The sequence below is a fragment of the Brevundimonas poindexterae genome, assembly GCF_020524625.1.
Classification (GTDB): Bacteria; Pseudomonadota; Alphaproteobacteria; order Caulobacterales; family Caulobacteraceae; genus Brevundimonas; species Brevundimonas poindexterae_A.
The window spans coordinates 515166-535965 of sequence record NZ_JAIVLL010000001.1 but is presented as its reverse complement, the minus strand read 5'-3'; the positions used below and the strand labels follow the sequence as shown (position 1 = coordinate 535965).

At 66.4% G+C, this 20800-nt stretch carries 15 protein-coding genes and 1 tRNA gene; 11 read left to right on the top strand and 5 right to left on the bottom strand.

What is annotated here, in order from left to right; genetic code table 11:
• Window positions 1-92: 92 nt before the first annotated feature.
• Complete coding sequence (gene egtB / locus LC068_RS02790; RefSeq protein ID WP_226634357.1) at window positions 93-2255, top strand: ergothioneine biosynthesis protein EgtB; 2163 nt, start codon at window positions 93-95, stop codon at window positions 2253-2255.
• 15 nt (window positions 2256-2270) lie between these two features.
• On the opposite strand, the gene LC068_RS02785 is transcribed toward egtB, so the two are convergent.
• Window positions 2271-2504, bottom strand: coding sequence for a con-10 family general stress protein (locus tag LC068_RS02785; RefSeq protein WP_226634354.1), 234 nt, complete (start codon window positions 2502-2504; stop codon window positions 2271-2273).
• A gap of 67 nt (window positions 2505-2571) precedes the next feature.
• Entirely contained in the window at window positions 2572-3285 is a 714-nt protein-coding gene (locus tag LC068_RS02780) for an MBL fold metallo-hydrolase (RefSeq protein WP_226634351.1), read from the bottom strand.
• A gap of 189 nt (window positions 3286-3474) precedes the next feature.
• Here LC068_RS02780 and tig point away from each other — a divergent pair, with 189 nt between their 5' ends.
• From tig to LC068_RS02755, 5 genes are all read left to right on the top strand, one after another.
• Complete coding sequence (tig, locus tag LC068_RS02775; RefSeq protein ID WP_226634348.1) at window positions 3475-4818, top strand: trigger factor; 1344 nt, start codon at window positions 3475-3477, stop codon at window positions 4816-4818.
• Window positions 4819-4948: 130 nt separating this feature from the next.
• Complete coding sequence (locus tag LC068_RS02770) at window positions 4949-5905, top strand: hypothetical protein (protein WP_226634345.1); 957 nt, start codon at window positions 4949-4951, stop codon at window positions 5903-5905.
• An 887-nt stretch (window positions 5906-6792) separates the two neighbouring features.
• A complete protein-coding gene (locus LC068_RS02765; protein ID WP_226634343.1) occupies window positions 6793-7740 on the top strand; it encodes a hypothetical protein in 948 nt (315 codons plus the stop codon).
• Window positions 7741-7834: 94 nt separating this feature from the next.
• Window positions 7835-8476 carry an ATP-dependent Clp protease proteolytic subunit gene (locus LC068_RS02760; RefSeq protein WP_226634340.1) on the top strand — a complete coding sequence of 214 codons (642 nt, stop codon included), beginning with the start codon at window positions 7835-7837 and terminating at the stop codon, window positions 8474-8476.
• 55 nt (window positions 8477-8531) lie between these two features.
• Entirely contained in the window at window positions 8532-9473 is a 942-nt protein-coding gene (locus LC068_RS02755) for a hypothetical protein (RefSeq protein ID WP_226634338.1), read from the top strand.
• Between the two features lie 3 nt (window positions 9474-9476).
• On the opposite strand, the gene LC068_RS02750 is transcribed toward LC068_RS02755, so the two are convergent.
• Window positions 9477-10097: an HAD-IB family hydrolase gene (locus LC068_RS02750; RefSeq protein WP_226635444.1), complete on the bottom strand. Its 621-nt coding sequence runs from the start codon at window positions 10095-10097 to the stop codon at window positions 9477-9479.
• Between the two features lie 238 nt (window positions 10098-10335).
• On the opposite strand from LC068_RS02750, the gene clpX reads away from it, so the two are divergent.
• On the top strand, window positions 10336-11601 hold the full coding sequence (gene clpX / locus LC068_RS02745; protein ID WP_226634336.1) for an ATP-dependent Clp protease ATP-binding subunit ClpX: 1266 nt from the start codon (window positions 10336-10338) through the stop codon (window positions 11599-11601).
• Between the two features lie 7 nt (window positions 11602-11608).
• The gene (locus LC068_RS02740; RefSeq protein WP_226634334.1) at window positions 11609-13144 is read left to right on the top strand and encodes a cryptochrome/photolyase family protein; all 1536 of its coding nucleotides are present in this window, start codon (window positions 11609-11611) and stop codon (window positions 13142-13144) included.
• Here the strand turns inward: LC068_RS02740 and LC068_RS02735 are convergent.
• The gene (locus LC068_RS02735) at window positions 13134-14435 is read right to left on the bottom strand and encodes a chloride channel protein (protein ID WP_226634332.1); all 1302 of its coding nucleotides are present in this window, start codon (window positions 14433-14435) and stop codon (window positions 13134-13136) included. The two genes, LC068_RS02740 and LC068_RS02735, sit on opposite strands and share 11 nt — an antisense overlap.
• Before the next feature lie 314 nt (window positions 14436-14749).
• On the opposite strand from LC068_RS02735, the gene lon reads away from it, so the two are divergent.
• From lon to LC068_RS02720, 3 genes are all read left to right on the top strand, one after another.
• The gene (lon, locus tag LC068_RS02730; RefSeq protein ID WP_226634330.1) at window positions 14750-17149 is read left to right on the top strand and encodes an endopeptidase La; all 2400 of its coding nucleotides are present in this window, start codon (window positions 14750-14752) and stop codon (window positions 17147-17149) included.
• Between the two features lie 6 nt (window positions 17150-17155).
• Window positions 17156-17431: an HU family DNA-binding protein gene (locus tag LC068_RS02725; protein ID WP_209120191.1), complete on the top strand. Its 276-nt coding sequence runs from the start codon at window positions 17156-17158 to the stop codon at window positions 17429-17431.
• Window positions 17432-17457: 26 nt separating this feature from the next.
• A tRNA-Val gene (locus tag LC068_RS02720) sits at window positions 17458-17534 on the top strand.
• A 60-nt stretch (window positions 17535-17594) separates the two neighbouring features.
• Here LC068_RS02720 and LC068_RS02715 read toward each other — a convergent pair.
• Window positions 17595-20771: an autotransporter outer membrane beta-barrel domain-containing protein gene (locus tag LC068_RS02715; protein WP_226634327.1), complete on the bottom strand. Its 3177-nt coding sequence runs from the start codon at window positions 20769-20771 to the stop codon at window positions 17595-17597.
• Window positions 20772-20800 lie beyond the last annotated feature (29 nt).

Sequence of the window (20800 nt, the reverse complement as noted above, 5' to 3'; positions counted from 1 at the left end):
TTTTGCGGCAACGTCTGCGGGGCTGATACGTTAGGCCGACTCGTGTCGGGCTGGTGGGGCTCGATCCCGCCCGCCCGGACCCGGAGATGCCCATGAACGCGCCCGCCCCCGTTCAGGACCAGAGCGCCCGCGACGTCGCGGCCTATCTGGCCTCGCGCCGCGTCATGCCCGAGCTGGCCAGGGGGTTGTCGGCCGAGGACCTCCAGGCCCAGTCCATGCCGGACTGCAGCCCGGGCAAATGGCATCTGGCGCACACGACCTGGTTCTACGAGGCCATGATCCTCGGCCGCGACCCGGACTACCGGCCTTACGACCCGGTCTGGTTCACCCTGTTCAACTCCTACTATGACGGCGTGGGGGAGCGGATCACCCGCGACGCCCGCAGCCGCATGACCCGCCCGTCCCTTGACGACGTCATGGACTACCGGCGTGAGATCGACCGGCGCATGGTTGATCGCCTGCGCGCCGGGCTGACGGACGGGGAGGGGCGCTACCTGCTCGTGCTGGGCCGCCATCACGAGCAGCAGCATCAGGAGCTGTTCCTGATGGACATCCTGAACCTGATGGCCTGCTCGCCGATCGACCCGGCGGCCTATGAGGCCGAGCCCGGCTGGCGCACGCTTGCGGCCGCGCGTGGCGGATGGGAAGCGTTCGACGGCGGCCTTGTCACCCTTGGCCACGGCTCCGCCGGTTTCGCCTTCGACAACGAGGGCCCGACGCACGAAGTGAACCTACAGCCTTATGAGCTCGCCCGCGATCTGGTCACCAATGGCCAGTGGCTCGAATTCATGGCCGACGGCGGCTATCGCCGCTCCGAACTGTGGCTGTCGGACGGCTGGGCCACGGTCGGGGAAGAGAACTGGCAGGCGCCCCTCTACTGGCGCGAGGAGGGCGACGGTCGCTGGTCGGTCATGAGCCTGACCGGCCGCCGCCCGGTCGATCCCGAGGCCCCGGTCTGTCACATCAGCCAGTATGAGGCCGACGCCTTTGCCCGCTGGGCCGGCGCCCGCCTGCCGACCGAGGCGGAATGGGAGCACGCCGCCCGCACGCGCCCCGACGCCTTCTCAGGCCTCGACGGGCAGGTCTGGCAGCACACCGCCAGCGCCTATGCGCCCTATCCGGGTTTTCGCGCCACGCCCGGCACCGCGGGCGAGTACAACGGCAAGTTCATGGCCAATCAGGGCGTGCTGCGCGGCTCGTGCTTCGCCACCCCGCCCGATCATCGCCGCCTGACCTATCGCAACTTCTACTATCCGCATCAGCGCTGGGCCTTTTCGGGCCTCAGGCTGGCGCGCGACCCTGACCCCCAGACCGGAGCCCGGATGCCCCTGACCGAAGAGACCGCACAATTCAGGGCTGATCTGATCGAGGGTCTCTCGAAGCCACAGAAGTCGCTCTCGCCGAAATGGCTGTACGACGCCGCCGGCTCGGACCTGTTCGAGGACATCACCCGCGTCACCGAATACTATCCGACCCGTCAGGAGACGGCCTTGCTGCGTGCCATGGCGCCGGACATCGCCCGCTTCATGGGCGACAATGCCGTGCTGGTCGAATTCGGCTCGGGCGCCAGCGAGAAGACCCGCATCGTGCTGGACCAGGCCCCGGGCGTGGCCACCTATATGCCCATCGACATCAGCACCGATGCGCTGGATGCCGCCACCGACCGCATCCGCGAGGCCTATCCCGATCTTGAGGTCAGCCCCGTCGCCGGCGACTTCCTCGATCTGCCGCCCCTGCCGGAGCTGGGACGCGGCCCGCGCACCGGCTTCTTCCCCGGCTCCACCATCGGCAATCTGACGCAGGATCAGGCGGTTCATTTCCTGACCTCGGCGCACGAGCGTCTGGCGCCCGGCTCGCGCTTCATTCTGGGTGTGGATCTGGTCAAGTCCCCCGAGGTTCTGGTCGCGGCCTATGACGATGCCGAGGGGGTGACGGCCGCCTTCAATCTCAATCTGCTGGAGCGCGCCAACCGCGATCTGGGCGCGGACTTCGACCTCGACGCCTTCGCGCATCGGGCGGTGTGGAACGCCGACCGCTCACGGATGGAGATGCATCTGGTGTCGCTGGCGGATCAGACGGTCACCATCGACGGGACGCGTCATCGCTTTCTGGAGGGAGAGACCCTTCACACCGAAAGCTCGCGGAAATTCACGCGCGAGGCGGTGGTCGAGCTGGTCGAGCAGGCGGGGTGGAAACTGGTCGACTGGCGTCAGTCGGACGACCCCGCGGTGGCCCTCGCCCTGTTGCAGGGCTGAGGGCACGGGCCGCGCCTATTTGGGCGTGGCGGTCGCGGTTTCTTCAGTGCGGCGGCTGCCGTGAGAGGCTTCACCGCCCTTGCGGCCGGCCTGGGCGGCCAGCGCCCGGTCCTGCGAGAAGCTGCGTTTTTCGCTCGGCACGCTGGCGCCACCCTTGCGGGCGATGGCGCGCTGGCGTTCCGGGTCCATCGACGCAAAGCCGCGCTTGGACACTCCGGACGCGCGAGCTGGGGGCTTGGCCTCGGCCATGATGTTGACCTTTCTGACAAATCGAAAACTGTGCAGAAAGAACCCCGTGGCCCCCGTCCGGTTCCCCCTAAGGTGGCGTGCGACGATCCGACTCAGCGGGCCGCGCGAACCCCTGTCCGGCGAGCGCCCGGTCGGACACAAACGGGTTGCTGCGCCGCTCGGCGCCGAAGGTCGAATGCGGCCCGTGCCCGGGCACAAAGGTCACGTCATCCCCCAGCGGCCACAGCTTGGTGACGATGCTGTCGATCAGGGCCTGCGGGTCGCTCCTCGGAAAGTCGGTGCGCCCCACCGAGCCCTGGAACAGAACATCGCCGACCTGGGCGAAGCGCGCCTGCTCGCAGTAGAAGATGACATGGCCCGGCGTATGGCCCGGTGTCCGGAACACTACCCAGCGGGTCTCGCCCAGCGTCAGTTCGTCGCCCTCGTCCAGCCAGCGGTCGGGCGTGAAGCTCCGCGCTTCGGGCAGGCCGTACATCTGTCCCTGCTGCGGAATGCCGTCGATCCAGAACTGGTCGTCCGGGTGCGGGCCGATGATGGGCGCCCCGGACAGCTCGTGCAGTTCGGCCGCCCCGCCCGCATGGTCCAGATGGCCGTGGGTGATCCAGATCTGCTCCAGCGTCAGGCCGCGCCGCCGGATTTCGTCCAGGATGATCGGCCCGGAGGCGCCCGGATCGATCACCGCCGCGATCTTCGTCGCCGTACACCAGACGACGGTGCAGTTCTGCTGCAGGGGCGTGACCGGACAGATGAACAGGCCGAGGGGGGAGGAGGGGGTGCTCATCGCTCTGACATAGGCTGCCGTCTGCCGCCTGTGAACCGTCGCCGGATCGCAGCGCGCGTTGACCTTTGGCGGCGTTCTCGACATAAGGGCGGGCTTCGAGGTGCCGCTCCACAAAGGGCGGCCCTATTTGCTTGTCCCACCATGCGCGCGATCTCCTGACGGTCGCGCCCCCAGAACGTCAGATCGTCCATGCAAGTCGTTGAAAAGTCCGCCGCCGGCCTCAGCCGCGTGATCGAGGTCACCGTTCCCGCCGCCGAGCTGAACGAAAAGCTGGACGCGCGTATCAAGGAAGTGGCGCCCCAGATGAAGCTCAAGGGCTTCCGCCCCGGCAAGGTGCCCGCCTCCCACGTGCGAAAGGCCTATGGCCGCGACCTGATGGGCGAGATCGTCAACACCACCCTCAATGAATCGAGCCAGAAGGCGCTGGAAGAGGCCAAGGTCCGTCCCGCCGCCCCGGCCGAGATGAAGCTGACCAGCGACATGGACAAGGTCGTCGCCGGTGAAGCCGACCTCGCCTACGAAATGTCGCTCGAGGTGATGCCCGAGTTCACCCCCGTCGACCCCAAGACGCTCAAGCTGGAGCGCCCGGTCTATGAGGCGACCGACGCCGACATCGACGAAACCCTCAAGGAACTGGCCTCGCAGTCCAAGTCCTACGAGGACAAGACCGGCAAGACGGTCAAGGCCGCCGACGGCGACCAGCTGACCATCGACTTCGTCGGCAAGATCGACGGCGAGGCCTTCGAGGGCGGCTCGGCCACCGACGCCGACCTGGTGATCGGTTCGGGCCGCTTCATCCCCGGCTTTGAAGAGCAGCTGAAGGGCGCCAAGGTCGGCGACGAAAAGGTCGTCGAGGTCACCTTCCCCGAGGACTATCAGGCCGCTCATCTGGCCGGTAAGGCCGCGACCTTCGACGTGACCGTCAAGGCCATCAAGGCCGAGGCCGAAACCAAGATCGACGACGACTTCGCCAAGCGTCTGGGTCTGGAAGACCTCGAGAAGCTGAAGAGCATCCTCAAGGACAACCTGAACCAGCAGTACACCAACGCCGCCCGCTTCAAGCTGAAGCGCGCCCTGCTGGACCAGCTGGACGCCGGCCACAGCTTCGACCTGCCGCCCAAGATGGTCGAGGCCGAGTTCGACGGCATCTGGCGTCAGGTCGAGGCCGACAAGGAAGCCGGCCGCCTGCCGGAAGAGGACGCCAAGAAGTCCGACAAGGCCCTCAAGGAAGAGTACCGCAAGATCGCCGAGCGCCGCGTGCGCCTGGGTCTGGTGCTCGCCGAGATCGGCCGCGCCAACAATGTCGGCGTCACCGATCAGGAGCTGAACAACGCTCTGATGGCCGAGGCCCGCAACTATCCGGGTCAGGAGCGTCAGGTGCTGGACTTCTACCGCCAGAACCCCGAGGCCGCCGCCCAGATGCGCGCCCCCATCTACGAAGAGAAGGTCTGCGAACTGATCTTCAACCAGGCGGAAATGACCGACAAGGCCATCAGCAAGGACGAGCTGATGAAGGAAGACGAAGAGGCCTGATCGCTTCTTCCCGACTGACCCTCAACGCCCGGCCGCAGCTCCTGCGCCGGGCGTTTTGCTGTCCGGTCCCCGGGATTGCCGTTATCCGGGTTTCGGCTACAGTCATCCCGACATACGGGAGGGGCTGTCCATGTCTGCCATCGTGCTTGCGCTGAGCGTCGCCCTGCTGGCTCAGGATCCTGTACCCCAGGACCCGCCAGGACAGGACCCTGAACGTCCCGTCACCGTCGAAGGAGTCACCGTCGAGGGCCGGCAGCAGAGCGCCCGCGAGCGCGCCATTCCCTTTGCGCGCGAGATCATTGCCCCGGCCCGCCGCAGCGAACCGGCCCGGTGGGCCGATCATGTCTGTGTGCAGGTCCTGAACATGCAGGGCGAGGCGGCCCGCTATATGGCGGACCGGGTCGCAACCGTGGCTTCCGACGTCGGACTGCGGGTCGAGGAGGCGGGCTGCGAGCCCAACATCCTGATCGCGCTCACCGACGACAGCGACCGGATGGCGCAAGACCTTGTCGATGCCCGCCGCCGACAATTCGTTCTGGGCTCGGCCGGCACGGACCGGGGGCGCGAGGCCCTCGCGGCCTTCCAGGCCTCTGACGCGCCCGTGCGCTGGTGGCACGTCAGCCTGCCGGTCGACATCTATACGGGCCAGCCGTCGGTACGTCTCCCCGGAGAACGGCCCTTCGCCACCCGGACCGGGAAGATCACCCAGCCATCGGACCTTGGCAACTTTGGCCAGATCGTCATGGGGTCGCGCCTGCTGAACCACAGCCGCAACGATCTCCAGCAGGTCATCATCATCGTGGATGTGGCGCGGGCCGAGGGCACGGGCCTGATCGAACTGACCGACTACGTGGCCATGGTGGCGCTGGCCCAGATCGATCCTGACGCTGAGGTCGGTGGCTATGACACCATCCTCAACCTGTTCACCGATGGGGCGGTCCACCCGCCCTATATGACGGACTGGGACTGGGCCTTCCTCACCGGCCTCTATACCGACGAGGTGATCAGCACCCGTGGGGTCGGCACCATCGCTGACGGCATGGCCCGCGAGATCGTGACCCCCACTGCGCCGTCCGAACCGGAGTGACACGCAACGACCCGTCTCCTCCCCATCCCTCATGGGGAGGGGGACAGAAAGTCCGTCATCCTCGGGCTCGACCCGAGGACCGTTCGGGCAGGCCGTATCGTGATCCTTCTCCCCCTGTGGGAGAAGGTGCCCCCTGAGAAGGGGGCGGATGAGGGGTCTTGCTGCGGCTGAATGTGGGGGCGTGTCTTTACGGGCGGCGCCACCCCTCATCCGAGCCGCTTTCGCGGCCCACCTTCTCCCGCAAGGGGAGAAGGACCGCTGGGTCAAACGCCTCGGCCATCATGACCGCGCCCCAATTCCCCCGTCCTTTCAACACCCCCGCCTTGTCCCGCCGCGACTTCCCCGCCTTGGTCCAGCCGCGTGCAAACCTCTACCCGTCCTGTCGCGCGGAGGGCTCGTAAGGCCTGCGACCTTGTGAGCGGCGGGAGCGATGGAGCGGGGTTGGAGGGGCCTCAAGCAGCGAGCGACCGCGCCGCGAGCGTTAGGCCCACCTTCAAACACCCTCGATCTCCGCCTCCGGGTGCGTGATCGAGGCAAGGGTCGAGGGGGATACTTGGCCGTTCCGGGAGGTGTCGCAGGACACCCCCGCCCGTCGGAGGCGCTGCGGTAAGGCCCGAACACGGCCACCCGACGCAAGCTTCCGGAAAACCACCGCGCGGAGCGTCAGCCTTCGTCGAAACGGTAAAACACATCTTCTCCGGGCGAAGGCCCGGCGCTCCGCCTGCCCTCCAACCCTCTGCCGCGCGCGGCGAGAGGCGCTTTCGGCTGCCTTGCTACGGATCGGCGACATTACGGCGTTGTAATGCACGTTCCGGTCGCGACGGCATTATGGGCGGGGCGCGTTTGAATGTCGGGCCAGCGAGGCCTGAATCCGTACGGAGTTTCCCATGCTGGCCGCCACCGCCCTTGCTGCCCTGCTGGCCACGGCCATGCCCCAGGATCCGCCGGTTCAGGACCCCGCCGCACAGGACCCGACGGAAACGCGCGTCGAGGACATCGTCGTCCTGGGACGTCCGCTGGACGAGGCGGCGCGCGACTTTGTTTACAGCCTGACCGTGCCGGCGCGGGGCCGGGGCCTCGCCCGCTGGCGCGACACCGTCTGTGTCGGCGTGGTCAATTTGCGCGGCGAAGCGGCCCAGTATCTGGTCGACGTGATTTCGACCCGGGCCGAGGATCTGGGGCTGGAGATCGGCGCGCCCGGCTGCTCGCCCAATGTCATCATCACCTTTGCCGACGACGGCGCCGGGATGGCCCGCGCCATGGTCGAGGCCGAGCCCGCCGCTTTCCGCGTCGGCGGCAGCGGCATGGACCTTGGCCGCGCAGCCCTTCAGCGGTTTCAGGAAGGGGATGCGCCGGTACGCTGGTGGCACATGGCCCTGCCGATCAACTCCGAGACAGGTCGTATTGCGGTGCGCATTCCGGGCGAGACGGATAACGAGGGCAATCCCTCCGCACCCACGCTCAGCACCTTCGGCTCCTTGCTGACAACCATTGTCCGGGACGACCTGAACAAGGTGATCGTGGTGGTCGATGTGGACGGCGTCTCCCACCTGACGGGTCCCCAGCTGGCCGACTATCTGGCGATGGTGGCACTGGCCCAGATCGACCCCCGTGGCGACACCTCGGGGTTTCCGACGGTGCTCAACGTTATCGACGATCCGGCCTCGGTCAACGGGATGACGGACTGGGATCTGGCCTTCCTCAGGGGGCTGTACCGGGACGACCGCGCCCTGCGCCGCAATCCGGCGGTTCTGGCCTCGGGCATCGCTTCGGATCTGGCGCGGACGCTTAAGGCCGAGCCTGTTAACGACGATGCGGAACCAGCCAGCGATTGACGCGCCTTGCGCCGGGCCGTTCGGGTCGCGATATTCCGGGTCTCAAACGGGCTGGACCGCCGAGTCGGGCCCCCTTGCACCCAAGAAGGCCTTCATGCGCGATCCCATCGATTACATCCAAAGCAACCTCGTCCCCATGGTGGTCGAGCAGTCCAGCCGGGGTGAGCGCGCGTTCGACATCTTCTCGCGCCTGCTGCGCGAGCGCATCATCTTCCTGACCGGCCCCTTCGAGGACGGCATGGCCAGCCTGATCTGCGCCCAGCTGCTCTATCTGGAATCGGAAAACCCGAAGAAGGAAATCAGCATGTACATCAACAGCCCCGGCGGTCAGGTGACCTCGGCGCTCGCGATCTACGACACCATGCAATACATCAAGTCGCCGGTCTCGACCGTGGTCATGGGCATGGCCGCCTCGGCCGGATCGCTGATCCTGACGGCCGGTGAGGCGGGACACCGCATCGCCCTGCCGAACGCCCGCATCATGGTGCACCAGCCCTCGGGCGGCTTCCGCGGCACCGCCTCGGATATCGAACGCCACGCCGAGGACATCATCAAGACCAAGCGCCGCCTGAACGAAATCTACGTCCACCACACCGGCCGCACCTATGAGGAAGTCGACAAGACCCTCGACCGCGACCACTTCATGAGCGCGGACGAGGCCAAGTCCTGGGGTATCGTCGATCACGTCTACGACCGGCGCCAGCAGGCTGATGACGACGGGATCAAGACCGTCTAGGGTTGAGCATCACAACCGCCGGGGCCCGTAGGGGACCACCGGCATGGAGGGCGGCATGATCGGTTCCCTGTTTGCGGCAAGTCTGGCGCTGACCGCCCTCCAGGATCCCGTGACGCCGCCCCCGTCTGCGGCCCAGGACCCGACCGTCTACCGGCTCGAAGAGATCGTGGTCGAGGGAACCCGGCTCGAGGAGCGCACGGCGGAATACGTCCGCGAGGTCGCCGCCCCGGCCCGCGGCCGAGGGCCCGCCCGCTGGCGTCAGGGCGTCTGCGTCGGGGCGGCCAATTTTGACCCCGAGCTTGCGCAATATCTGGTCGACCGGGTCTCCGACGTCGCGCGCGACCTGGGCCTGAGCGCCGGCCAGCCGGGCTGCCAGCCCAGCATCCTCATCATCGGCACGACCGACGGCGCCAGCTTCACCCGCGACTTCGTCGAGATGCGTCCGCGCCTGTTCGTCGTCGGCGGCGGGGGCATGGACCGGGGCCGCAATGCGCTCGAGGAATTCATGTCGTCAGATCGCCCCGTCCGCTGGTGGCACGTCAGCATGCCGACCGACTCCGAGACTGGAACCCGGGCAGCCCGCCTGCCCGGCGACTACGTCCCTGGCTATGATCCTCAATATGACGTGCTGGGCTATGCACCCCAGGTCAGCGTGACCGTCGCCTCGCGTATCCAGTCCTCAATCGAGGACACGATGAAGCGGTCCTTCGTCATCATCGACGTCGACAAGCTGGGCGGTGTCTCGCTGGAACAGCTGGGCGACTACGTGGCCATGGTCGCCCTGGTCCAGGTCAATCCCGACGCCGACACCAGCCGCTATGAGACAATCCTCAATCTGTTCGAGACCCCGGACAGCATTGCCGGCCTGTCCGGCTGGGACCGCGCCTATATGGACGGCATGTACGCGGTGCGTCCCGGCCGGATCAGCACCATGGTGCAGGTCCAGACCATCACCCAGGCCATCGTCGCCGCCTATCGCGAGCAGGATGAGGAGTAGGCCTCAGGGCTTCTGCCGGAACCGGCGAAAGCCCGGATGGGCGGCGCGCGCCAGCATCTCGGCATCGCCCGAGGTGTCGCCATAGGCCGCTTCCAGCTCGGCTTCGGGCCCATAGGCACGGATCAGGCGCTCGACCTTCTCCTGCCCGCGGCAATTCTCGCCGACGAAGGCGCCGGTGACCCGGCCCTCCGCATCGAACTCCAGTTCGGTCCCGATCAGGGCTTCGGCGCCCAGCCGCCGGGCAAAGGGCGCGACCGTCAGGGCGGGCGATGCCGTCACGATCACCCGGTGCGCCCCCTTGCGGCCCCAGTCCTCCCAGCAGGCCAGGGCATCGGGTCGCATGAAGCGGTCCCAGACCGCGTCCGCAAACCGCTCGGCCTCGGCGGACAGCTGATCGGTCGGAACCCCCTTCAGGAACCGTTCGACGGCCGCTGCCTTGATCCGCCCCCGGTCCCGGTCGACCAGGTAGCGCGCCGTGGCGGGGGCAAGGCTGGCCAGTCCGGTCCACCAGCCAACCGCTCCCTCCCGCCAGCGCAGGAAGGCCGTGAAGCTGTCGGCCACGGTCAGGGTGCCGTCAAAGTCGAAGGCAACGAGCGGTCCGGTGGGAGTGCGGGCTGGGGGCAGGGGTCTGGTCCGGGGGCTGGCGATGGGGGCAGCCGATGCCTATGTCAGAACTTCGCCTTGATAAAGGATCAGGCTCAATTCCGTGATCGTCCCCAATCTGTCTGATCGGATGGGGTTGTCGCCTCGCCCCGGATGGGGGATTGTCAATTTTTGAAGACCTTCGGACCTAGGCTTTCGGAATCAGGTTCGCAGGAAGCGCGGACTCCGGATTTCGGGTTCGTGGGAGTGAGAAGGGTCGATGACCAAAGCCGCCGGTACAGACGCTAAAAGCACGCTCTATTGCTCGTTTTGCGGCAAGAGCCAGCACGAGGTCCGCAAGCTGATTGCCGGGCCGACCGTGTTCATCTGCGATGAATGCGTCGAACTGTGCATGGATATCATCCGCGAAGAGCACAAGATCGGCTTCGTGAAGGCCAAGGACGGCGTGCCCACGCCTCGCGAGATCCGCGAGGTCCTGGACGACTACGTCATCGGTCAGTCGCACGCCAAGAAGGTGCTCTCGGTCGCGGTGCACAACCACTACAAGCGCCTGAACCACGCGACGAAGAACAACGACGTCGAACTGGCCAAGTCCAACATCATGCTGATCGGGCCGACCGGCTCGGGCAAGACGCTGCTGGCCCAGACGCTGGCGCGCATCATCGACGTGCCCTTCACCATGGCGGATGCCACGACCCTGACCGAAGCCGGCTATGTGGGCGAGGACGTCGAGAACATCATCCTCAAGCTGCTGCAGGCCTCGGACTACAACGTCGAGCGGGCCCAGCGCGGCATCGTCTACATCGACGAGATCGACAAGATTTCGCGCAAGTCGGACAACCCCTCGATCACCCGCGACGTGTCGGGTGAGGGCGTCCAGCAGGCCCTGCTGAAGATCATGGAAGGCACGGTCGCCTCCGTGCCGCCGCAGGGGGGTCGCAAGCACCCGCAGCAGGAGTTCCTGCAGGTCGACACCGCCAACATCCTGTTCATCGTCGGCGGCGCCTTCGCTGGCCTGGAAAAGGTCATCTCGGCGCGCGGCGAGGGGGCCTCGATCGGCTTCGGCGCCAAGGTCAAGGAAATCGACGAGCGCCGCACCGGCGACATCCTCAAGGGGGTCGAGCCCGACGATCTGATGCGCTTTGGCCTGATCCCCGAGTTCATCGGCCGTCTGCCGGTTCTGGCGACCCTGGAGGATCTGGACGAGACCGCTCTGGTCACCATCCTGACCCAGCCCAAGAACGCCCTGGTCAAGCAGTACAAGCGCCTGTTCGAGATGGAAAATGTCGAACTGACCTTCACCGATGACGCGCTCACCGCCGTCGCCGGCAAGGCCATCAAGCGCAAGACCGGTGCCCGGGGCCTGCGCTCCATCCTCGAAGGCATCCTGCTGGAGACCATGTTCGAACTGCCCACCTTCGAGGGCGTCGAGGAAGTGGTCGTTAACGCCGAGGTCATCGAGGGCAAGGCCCAGCCCCTCCTGATCTACGCCGACAAGAAGAAAAAGGCCGACGGCGCCGCCTGACGCCGGCATGGGGGCGCTCCGTCTTGTTCTGGGCGACCAGCTCAGCGACGGCCTGAGCGCCCTGTCGGACATCCGCGAGGGTGACGTCATCCTGATGGCCGAGGTTGCCGAAGAGGCGACCTATGTGCGGCATCACAAGCAGAAGATCGTGCTGGTGCTGGCCGCCATGCGCGCCTTTGCCGAACGGCTGCGGACATCCGGCCACACGGTGCGCTACGTCGCGCTGGATGATGCGGACAACAGCGGCTCAATCGCCGGCGAGGTCCGCCGGGCCGTCAAGGATCTGCGGGCCGACCGCCTGATCCGCACCCGCTGCGGCGAGTGGCGCCTCGAGGAATCGCTCAATGCCTTGGCGGACACCCTCGACGTTCCCGTCGAGGCCCGGGAGGACGACCGCTTCATCTGTTCAGCCGACCGTTTCCGCGCCTGGGCCAGCGACCGCCGCCAGCTGCGCATGGAGTATTTCTACCGCGAGATGCGCCGCGAAACCGGTCTGCTCATGGACGGTGACCAGCCCGAGGGCGGTGAGTGGAACTATGACGCCGAGAACCGCAAGAAGCTACCCGCCGATCAGACCCTCCCACGGCGGAAGCGCTTCCCGCCCGACGCCTCGACCAAGGAGGTGATGGCTCTGGTGGGCGACCGGTTTGCCGACCACTTCGGCGATCTGGACGGCTTCGACTGGCCGGTCACCCGGGAGCAGGCCGGGGCTGCCCTGGACCATTTCATCGACGACATCCTGCCCGGCTTCGGCGATTGGCAGGACGCCATGGCCAACGGTGAAGCCTTCCTCTGGCACAGCCTGGTCTCGACCTCGCTGAACCTGGGCCTGCTGGGCCCGCTGGACATCTGTCAGAGGGCCGAGCAGGCCTTTCGCAACGGATCCGCGCCGCTGAACGCGGTGGAGGGCTTCATCCGCCAGATCTTGGGCTGGCGCGAGTTCGTGCGCGGCGTCTACTGGCTCAAGGTCCCCGAATATCGCAAGCGGAACGCCCTGGACGCCGACCGCAGCCTGCCATGGTTCTACTGGTCCGGCGAGACCGACATGGCCTGTGTGGCCGATGTCGTCGCACAGGCCCGGACGCATGCCTATGCCCACCATATCCAGCGGCTGATGGTCACCGGCAATCTGGCCATGCTGCTGGGCGTGCACCCGGACGAGGTGGACGACTGGTACATGGTGGTGTTCGCCGATGCCTATGAATGGGTCGAGATGCCGAACACACGCGGCATGGCGACCTATGCGGACGGCGGGATCGTGGGGTCCAAGCCCTATGCCGCGTCCGGGGCCTACATCGACCGGATGAGCGACTACTGCGCCGGCTGCGCGTATGACGTGAAGGAAAAGACGGGGGACAAGGCCTGTCCCTTCAATCGCCTCTACTGGGGCTTTCTGGAGCGGAATCGCAAGGTCCTGCGCGACAACCCGCGGCTCGCCATGCCCTATCGCACGCTGGACAAATGGCCGGAGGAGCGCCGGGCGGCCCTGGTCGAGGAGGCTGACGCCTGTCGCAAGTCCCTCGGCGCCACCGTCAGGGCTTGACCCGGTCCGGGGACGGGTCTTCCGGCTCCGGCGTCAGATTGTCGGCCAGTCCGTGATACAGGCGACGCCCGCTGACGGCCTTGGCGGCAAAGTCAGCGACAACGGCGGCGGTGAACAGGGGCAGGATCATGCCCCGGTTGGCGGTCATCTCGGAGATGATGACGACCGCCGTCAGCGGCGCCCGCACCACGCCCACGAAATAGGCGATCATGCCGATCAGGACGATGGCGCTGCGGCTTTCCTCCGGGAAGACATTGGCCAGCAGGCCGCCAAGGCCCGCGCCCACCGACAGCGAGGGCGCAAACACCCCGCCCGGCGCCCCGGACAGGCTTGAGGCGAGGGTGGCGATGAACTTGGCCGGGGCGAACCAGATGGGCTGACGACCGCCCTCGACCAGGGTCCGGGCCGCGTCATAGCCGGTGCCCCAGGTCAGGCCCTGGGCCGCAACGCCGATCACGGCCACGATGATGCCGCAGACCAGCGCCGTCATCAGCGGGCGACGCCCCAGAATCGAGCCCCTGGCGAGTAACCGCAGGGACACTCGCGAGAACAGCCCGCCTGCCGCCCCGCCGACCAGCCCGACCAGAAGGGCAATGGGCAAAGCCTTGAGGGCCGACATGGTCTCGGACACGACGCCGAAATAGACGTAGTCCCCCGACAGGCTGAGCGGGATCAGGCCGGCGATCACCACGGCGGCCATGACCAGCAGGGTCAGCCGCTGCTCATAGGCGGCGGCCAGCTCCTCAAGGGCGAAGGCGACCCCGGCGATCGGGGTGTTAAAAGCCGCAGCGACCCCGGCCGCGCCCCCGGCAATGATCACGGCCGCATTGACCGGAACCCGCAGCAGGCGGTGCGAGGCGGCCATGATGGCGGCGCCCACCTGGACCGTCGGGCCCTCACGTCCGACCGATCCCCCGACTCCCATGGCGAGCAGGGTTGCGACCAGCTTGAACAGGGCGGTACGCAGCGACACCAGAGGCCGTGAGCTGGCCGGTTGCCGGGCCGCGGCGATCACCTGCGGGATCCCTGAGCCCCTGGCCAGGGGCGCGAAACGCCGGGTCAGCCATGCCAGCAGCAAGAAGCCGAGGGGAGTGACGATCAGCGGGGCGTAGGGCCAACTGCTGGACACCCGTCCGAACAGGGCCTGGGCATGGTCGGCGGACCAGGCAAAGCAGAAGGCGAACAAACCGACCAGCACAGCGCCGCCGCCCGACGCCAGGCGGCTCTTCCACACCGGGCCAATCCGCTCCCGCCAGGCGGCGTGAAGCGTTTCGCGGCGGGAAACCGCCATCCGCAGACCTTCCATGACAGAGTTCGGGGCTGGTCTAGCTCCCGCTGTCAGGCGACGCAAATCGTGCGCGGCGACGATGCAACCTGTCGGCCGGAACCCGACCGGTGACGGAGTAGCGCCGGACCCGCCGAAAGCCCCGTCAACAGCTACGATGGGGGCAATTTGCCGTTACGCTTGAACCGGGGGCACCGCGACCCACATACTCACATGAACGCCGTCGGAATCGACGGGTCACCCCGACGGGGTCCGGCATAGCGTCGGGCACCTACGGGTGGCGGGCCGGAGATAAGCAAAGGCCCGGGAAAGTAAGTATCATGTCCGAGACCAGAACCCTTCCCGTCCTGCCGCTGCGGGACATTGTCGTCTTCCCGCACATGGTCGTGCCGCTGTTCGTGGGGCGCGAGAAATCCGTCCGCGCACTGGACGAGATCATGAAGGGCGAGAAGCAGATCCTGCTGGCAACCCAGAAGAACTCCGTCGATGACGATCCGGGGCCTGACGCCATCTATCCGATCGGCGTGATCGCCAATGTGCTGCAACTGCTCAAACTGCCCGATGGCACCGTAAAGGTGCTGGTCGAGGGCAAAAGCCGCGCACGCCTGACACGCTTTACCGACCAGACCGAATATTTCGAGGCCGAGGCCGAGGACATCGCAGATGAGTCGACCGACGCCTCGCGCGCCGAGGCCCTGTCGCGCGCCGTGGTCGAGCAGTTCGAAAGCTATGTGAAGCTCAACAAGAAGGTGCCGCCCGAGGCCCTGACCTCCATCCCCCAGATCACGGATGCGTCCAAGCTGGCCGACTCGGTCGCTGCCCATCTGTCGGTGAAGATCGCCGACAAACAGGCCCTGCTGGAGACCGTCGACGTCGCCGCGCGCCTGGAGGGGGTCTATGCCCTGATGGAGGGCGAGATCAGCGTCCTGCAGGTCGAGAAGAAAATCCGCAGCCGTGTGAAGCGGCAGATGGAGAAGACCCAGCGCGAGTATTATCTGAACGAGCAGATGAAGGCGATCCAGCGAGAGCTGGGTGAGACCGACGACGCCCGTGACGAGGTCATGGAGCTGGAGAAGCGCATCCGCAAGACGCGCCTGTCCAAGGAAGCGCGCGCAAAGGCGGACGCCGAGGTCAAGAAGCTGCGCAACATGAGCCCCATGTCGGCGGAGTCGACCGTGGTGCGGAACTACCTCGACTGGCTGCTGGGTATCCCCTGGGGCAAGGCGCGGACCAGGCCGATTAATCTCGACAAGGCCGAGTCCATTCTCGAGGAGGACCACTATGGCCTCGAGAAGGTCAAGGAACGCATCATTGAGTATCTGGCCGTACAGGCCCGCACGGGCAGCCTGAAGGGCCCGATTCTGTGCCTGGTCGGCCCTCCGGGCGTCGGCAAGACCTCTCTGGCCAAGTCGATCGCCAAGGCGACGGGCCGCGAGTATGTGCGCATGTCGCTGGGCGGGGTGCGCGATGAGGCCGAGATCCGCGGTCACCGCCGGACCTACATCGGCTCCATGCCCGGCAAGATCATCCAGTCGATGAAGAAGGCCAAGACGACCAACGCCTTCATCCTGCTGGACGAGATCGACAAGCTGGGTGCCGACTGGCGCGGTGACCCCTCATCGGCCCTGCTCGAGGTGCTGGATCCGGCCCAGAACTCGACCTTCGGCGACCACTATCTGGAGGTCGACTACGACCTGTCGAACGTAATGTTCGTCACCACGGCCAACAGCCTGAACATGCCCCAGCCGCTGCTGGATCGCATGGAGATCATCCGGGTCTCGGGCTACACCGAGGATGAAAAGGTCGAGATCGCCAAGCGCCACCTGCTGCCCAAGCTGGCCAAGGACCATGGCCTGAAGGACGGCGAATGGATCGTGCCGGACGACACGATCCGCGACCTGATCCGCTATTACACGCGGGAAGCTGGTGTGCGTTCGCTGGAGCGCGCACTGGGCGGACTGGCCCGCAAGGCGGTCCGGGAAATGGCCCGCACCAAGGCCCTGTCCATCACGGTCGATACGGACAAGCTGCCCGACTATGCCGGCGTGCGGAAATTCCGCCATGGCGAGACGGACACCGAGGACCAGGTCGGCATCGTCACCGGTCTGGCCTGGACCGAGTTCGGCGGAGACATCCTGACCATCGAGGCGATCAAGATGCCGGGTCGCGGGCGTATGACCGTGACCGGCAACCTGAAGGATGTGATGAAGGAGTCGATCTCGGCGGCCGCCAGCTATGTGCGGGCCCGGGCCCTGACGTTCGGGGTCAAGCCGCCGGTGTTCGAGAAGACCGACATCCACGTGCACGTGCCAGATGGCGCGACGCCCAAGGACGGTCCTTCGGCCGGCGTGGCGATGACGGTGGCCATGGTCTCGGTGCTGACCGGTATCCCGGTGCGCAAGGATATCGCCATGACCGGCGAGATCACCCTGCGCGGTCGCGTCACGGCGATCGGCGGCCTCAAGGAGAAGCTGCTCGCCGCGCTCCGATCAGGCGTGAAGACTGTGCTGATCCCGCAGGAGAATGAGAAGGACCTCGCCGACGTGCCGGACACGGTCAAGCAGGCGCTGGAGATCGTGCCGGTGTCCACGGCGGACGAGGCCCTGAAATGGGCCCTTGTCGGCACGCTGACGCCGGTCGAGTGGGACGAGGTGGCTGAACCGCTGCCGTCGGCCATGCCCGGCAAGGACCCGGGTTCCGACGCCGTGATCAGCCACTAGAGCCTCATGTCCAGACCTGAACTGATCGGCCGCATCGCGCGTGCGGCCGGTCTCACCCCCGATCAGGCTCGCCTCGCTCTGGAAGCGACACTGGAGGGGATTTCCGAGGGTTTGGCCGCGGGCCGGACGGTTCGTCTCACGGGCTTCGGCGCCTTTGTGCCCGTGGACCGGGCCGAGCGGGCAGGGCGCCACCCGGCGACGGGCGAGCCGCTTTTGCAGCCCGCCACGCGGACCGTGCGCTTTCGCCCGGGTGAGGGGCTGAAAAGCGCCTTGAACGGCTGAGGCCGCGCAGGCATAGGCACAGGAACGGGCGGCTAGCTCAGCTGGTCAGAGCACCTCGTTTACACCGAGGGGGTCGGGGGTTCGAACCCCTCGCCGCCCACCAGATACGACAAGGGCCGCCGGATTGCTCCGACGGCCCTTTTTCGTGGTCCGTGGCTGCCGCCTAGAAGCGGAAGCTGGCCCGCAGCAGCAACATGTAGCGCATGTAGTCGCCGATAATTTCGGCGTCGGCGCTGACGCTCAGCATGCCCAGTTCGTTGCCCACATTCAGGCGGAAGCCGACGATCGGACCGCCGCCCTCGATGGAATCGGGGTCGAGCGTGAAGGACGGGCCACCGCTGGCGAAGCGGGCGATGGTCGCACCCGGGTCGACCGAGATGTTCTGGCGCCACCCGATCCGGAATTCCGGCTTGAGCCAGCTATTCTCGCCGAGGCTGTAGGCGATGTTCATGGCGGCCACCGCCGAGAACATGTGACCGTCGCGCTCGTCGATGATCAGGTCGAACGAGTCCCCGCCTCCCACCTCTTCACGGGCATCTTCGCTCAGCGAGAAGTATTCGGCATAGACCTCGGGGCGAATGGTGAAGCGACCGTAGTCGCGCTCGTAGGACGCACCCCCGGCGGCGGCCAGGGTGAAGCCGTTCCAGCTCGAGGTGTTGTTCAGGTTCAGCCCGCCGCCCACGAACTGGCGGTCCGCGTCGAACGACGCATAGCCCGCCGCCGCGCGGGCCCAGGTGGTCCAGTATTGGCCCTGGGCGCGCCAGTAGAGGCCGAGCTCGACGAGGTTGGCGGTCAGGTTCTCCTGCGCCTCGGCCTCGGGATCCTCGAGGTCGGACGAGGTGAAGGCGATGCTGACGCCCAGGGCGCCGTTGCCGGTGCCGTACTCCACGCCGCCCGCGACGCCGAAGCCTTCCGAACGGAAGCCGTAGCTGTCGGTCTTGTCCTTGTCGGCGTAGAAGGTGATTTCCTGCACCCAGGCGCTGGTCTCGCCGGGTGCGGCCGAGGCGTTACGACCCACAAGGGCGCGCGTCACCGCATCGACGCCGCTGGCCAAGGACAGCAGGGGACCGCCCGAGTGATCCGGCAGCATCTGCTCGTACAGATCGATGAAGCCGTCGCGGTCCGTCTGGTTGATGAAGGCGGTCAGGATGCCCGAGTCGCGGTCGAGGGCGTCATAGATGGCGTCATAGGCGGAGGCCTCGACGGAGATCAGCCCGGCTTCCTCGGCAGTACGACGACGGACGTCCACATAGACCTGATTATTGGGCAGGTCGGCCCCCGCATCCACGATGAAGAGGTAAGGCGAGTTCTCGGCCATACCCTCGAGGTCGAGGGTGCCGAAGTCCAGGGTGCCTGCATCGATCACGGTGAAGCGGCTGGGACCGTCGATCAGGGAGGTGAAGCGTACGCCAAGCTCGGCGCCGTCCGCGATATCCGCCGTCCCCGAGACATTAAAGCCCGAGTTGGTGCCGGCGTCGCCGTCGATCGTGAACACAAGGCGACCGTCGGCGCCGACGTCGAGATTGGAGATGTCGACCGCAGACGCGCCCCGGTTGTCCAGAATGCCGTCCGAAACACTGATGTCCAGCAGGGCGTCACTGTCGCTCAGCGTGCCGATGACGTTGGCGCCCCCGCTGATGCTAAGCGTGTCGAGGCCGTCGCCGAAAGAGATGTCGCTGAGTACGACGCCGTTGCGGATGTCGACCGTATCCGCGCCAGATCCCAGCAGGATCGCTCCAACCATGGATGGCTCATCGGCGTCGGGCACACCGTCGCCGTCCGTGTCGGGGTTGTCCGAAGTGACCGTCCCGGCCACGCCGTCCTGGATCAGGGTGACGCCGGTCGTGTTGGCCTGCACGTTGATGACCGTCGCGCTGCCCGTCAGCGGATCGCCGTCCTGGTTGGGCGACAGGTTGGCCTGCATCGTTCCCGTATTGGTGATCGCAGTCAGGGTCCCACTGAGATCAAGAAGGCCAGTCAGATTGGCCGTGCCCCCAGCGGACGAGGCCAGGAATTGGCCATTGTTGGTGAAGCTCGGAAGGTTCGCTCCTGCCTCGATCAGCACCGTTGTGACGTTGCCGCCCTCGCTGGAGGACGATGCAGCTGTTATTGCGCCGTCATTGATCAACTGCGGGGTCGTCACACCGTCGGCGAGCCGGATGCCGACCGCGTCGGCGTCATAGGCCAGCGCGGCCACGGTGCCGCTGTTGAGGATACCGCCGTCGATCGTCACCGACTGGCCACCGGCGACGCCGAAGCGGATCGCATTTGCGGTGATGCCATCATAGACGCCCTGGGCCGTCACCTGGCCCTGGTTGATGAAGCCGTAAGCCAGGTCGCCTGTTCCGGCCACGCCAAGCGTGATGTCCTGCGTCGCCGAGCCGACCTGGATGGCCGGGGCCTCGCCAAAGACGTTGATCTGGGCCGTGCCTTCGTCGGCGTCGGCAATGCCATCACCGTCCTCATCGGTTTCGTCCTCATCGTCGTCTGCGGGCGGACGACCAAAGGTGACACCGCCAGCGACATTGCCCCCGATAATGACAGCCGGTCCCCCCTGCAGCAGGTCGTCGGCGTCGAGATTGGCGATGATCTCGTCCGAAGGGCGGCTCGTATATCGATATCCGGTGGACGTCACGGCGCCCTGGATGTTCAGACCGCCGCTTATGTCGCCGAACATTCCTACGGCGGTTGCCCCCTGGCCGACGGTGCTGATGTTGCCGCCCAAATATACAGTGCCGTCGATATCGCCGAGCGCACGCACAGCCATGCCGTTGTTACCAACCACGCGAATGGTGCCGTAGCTGGTCAGGTTTCCGATCAGGTTGCTCTCAAGCGATATGCCAAACGAGTCGTTCCCCTCAACCAGAATGGTCGAGCCGTTCTGCATGATGAGATTGCCGGTCATGTCGCCGGGGCCTCTCAGCCGGATGCCGTAGCGGCCCGAACCTGCGGCGAACGGCCCGTCGTTGTCCCCGTCGCCGTCCGTGTCTGTGGTCTCGGTCAGCGAATCCAGGACAGTGATGGAGCCGGCGATAGTGATGTTTGTGGCAAAACCGCCTTCGATCAGGACCGCCGTCGCGCCATCGGCGGCGTTATCCATGGTGATATTGCCATTGGCGTTGATCGAGAAATCATTGTCGGAATTTACAGTGACCGCGGCACCGGACTGCACGGCCAGCGTCCCGCCAGAGGTAATGATGATGTCGTCAGGACCGTTGCCCGCTGGATTCGCAGTCGTGATGGGGGTCGAGCGCGACGTATCAATCGCGACCTGGGCATTGGCCACGCTGGCAAGGAGAAGAGGGGCGACAGCCGCTGCGGTCGCATAGAGATAACGCATTCGGAACAAACCCCTCGTGGAAAACGCGC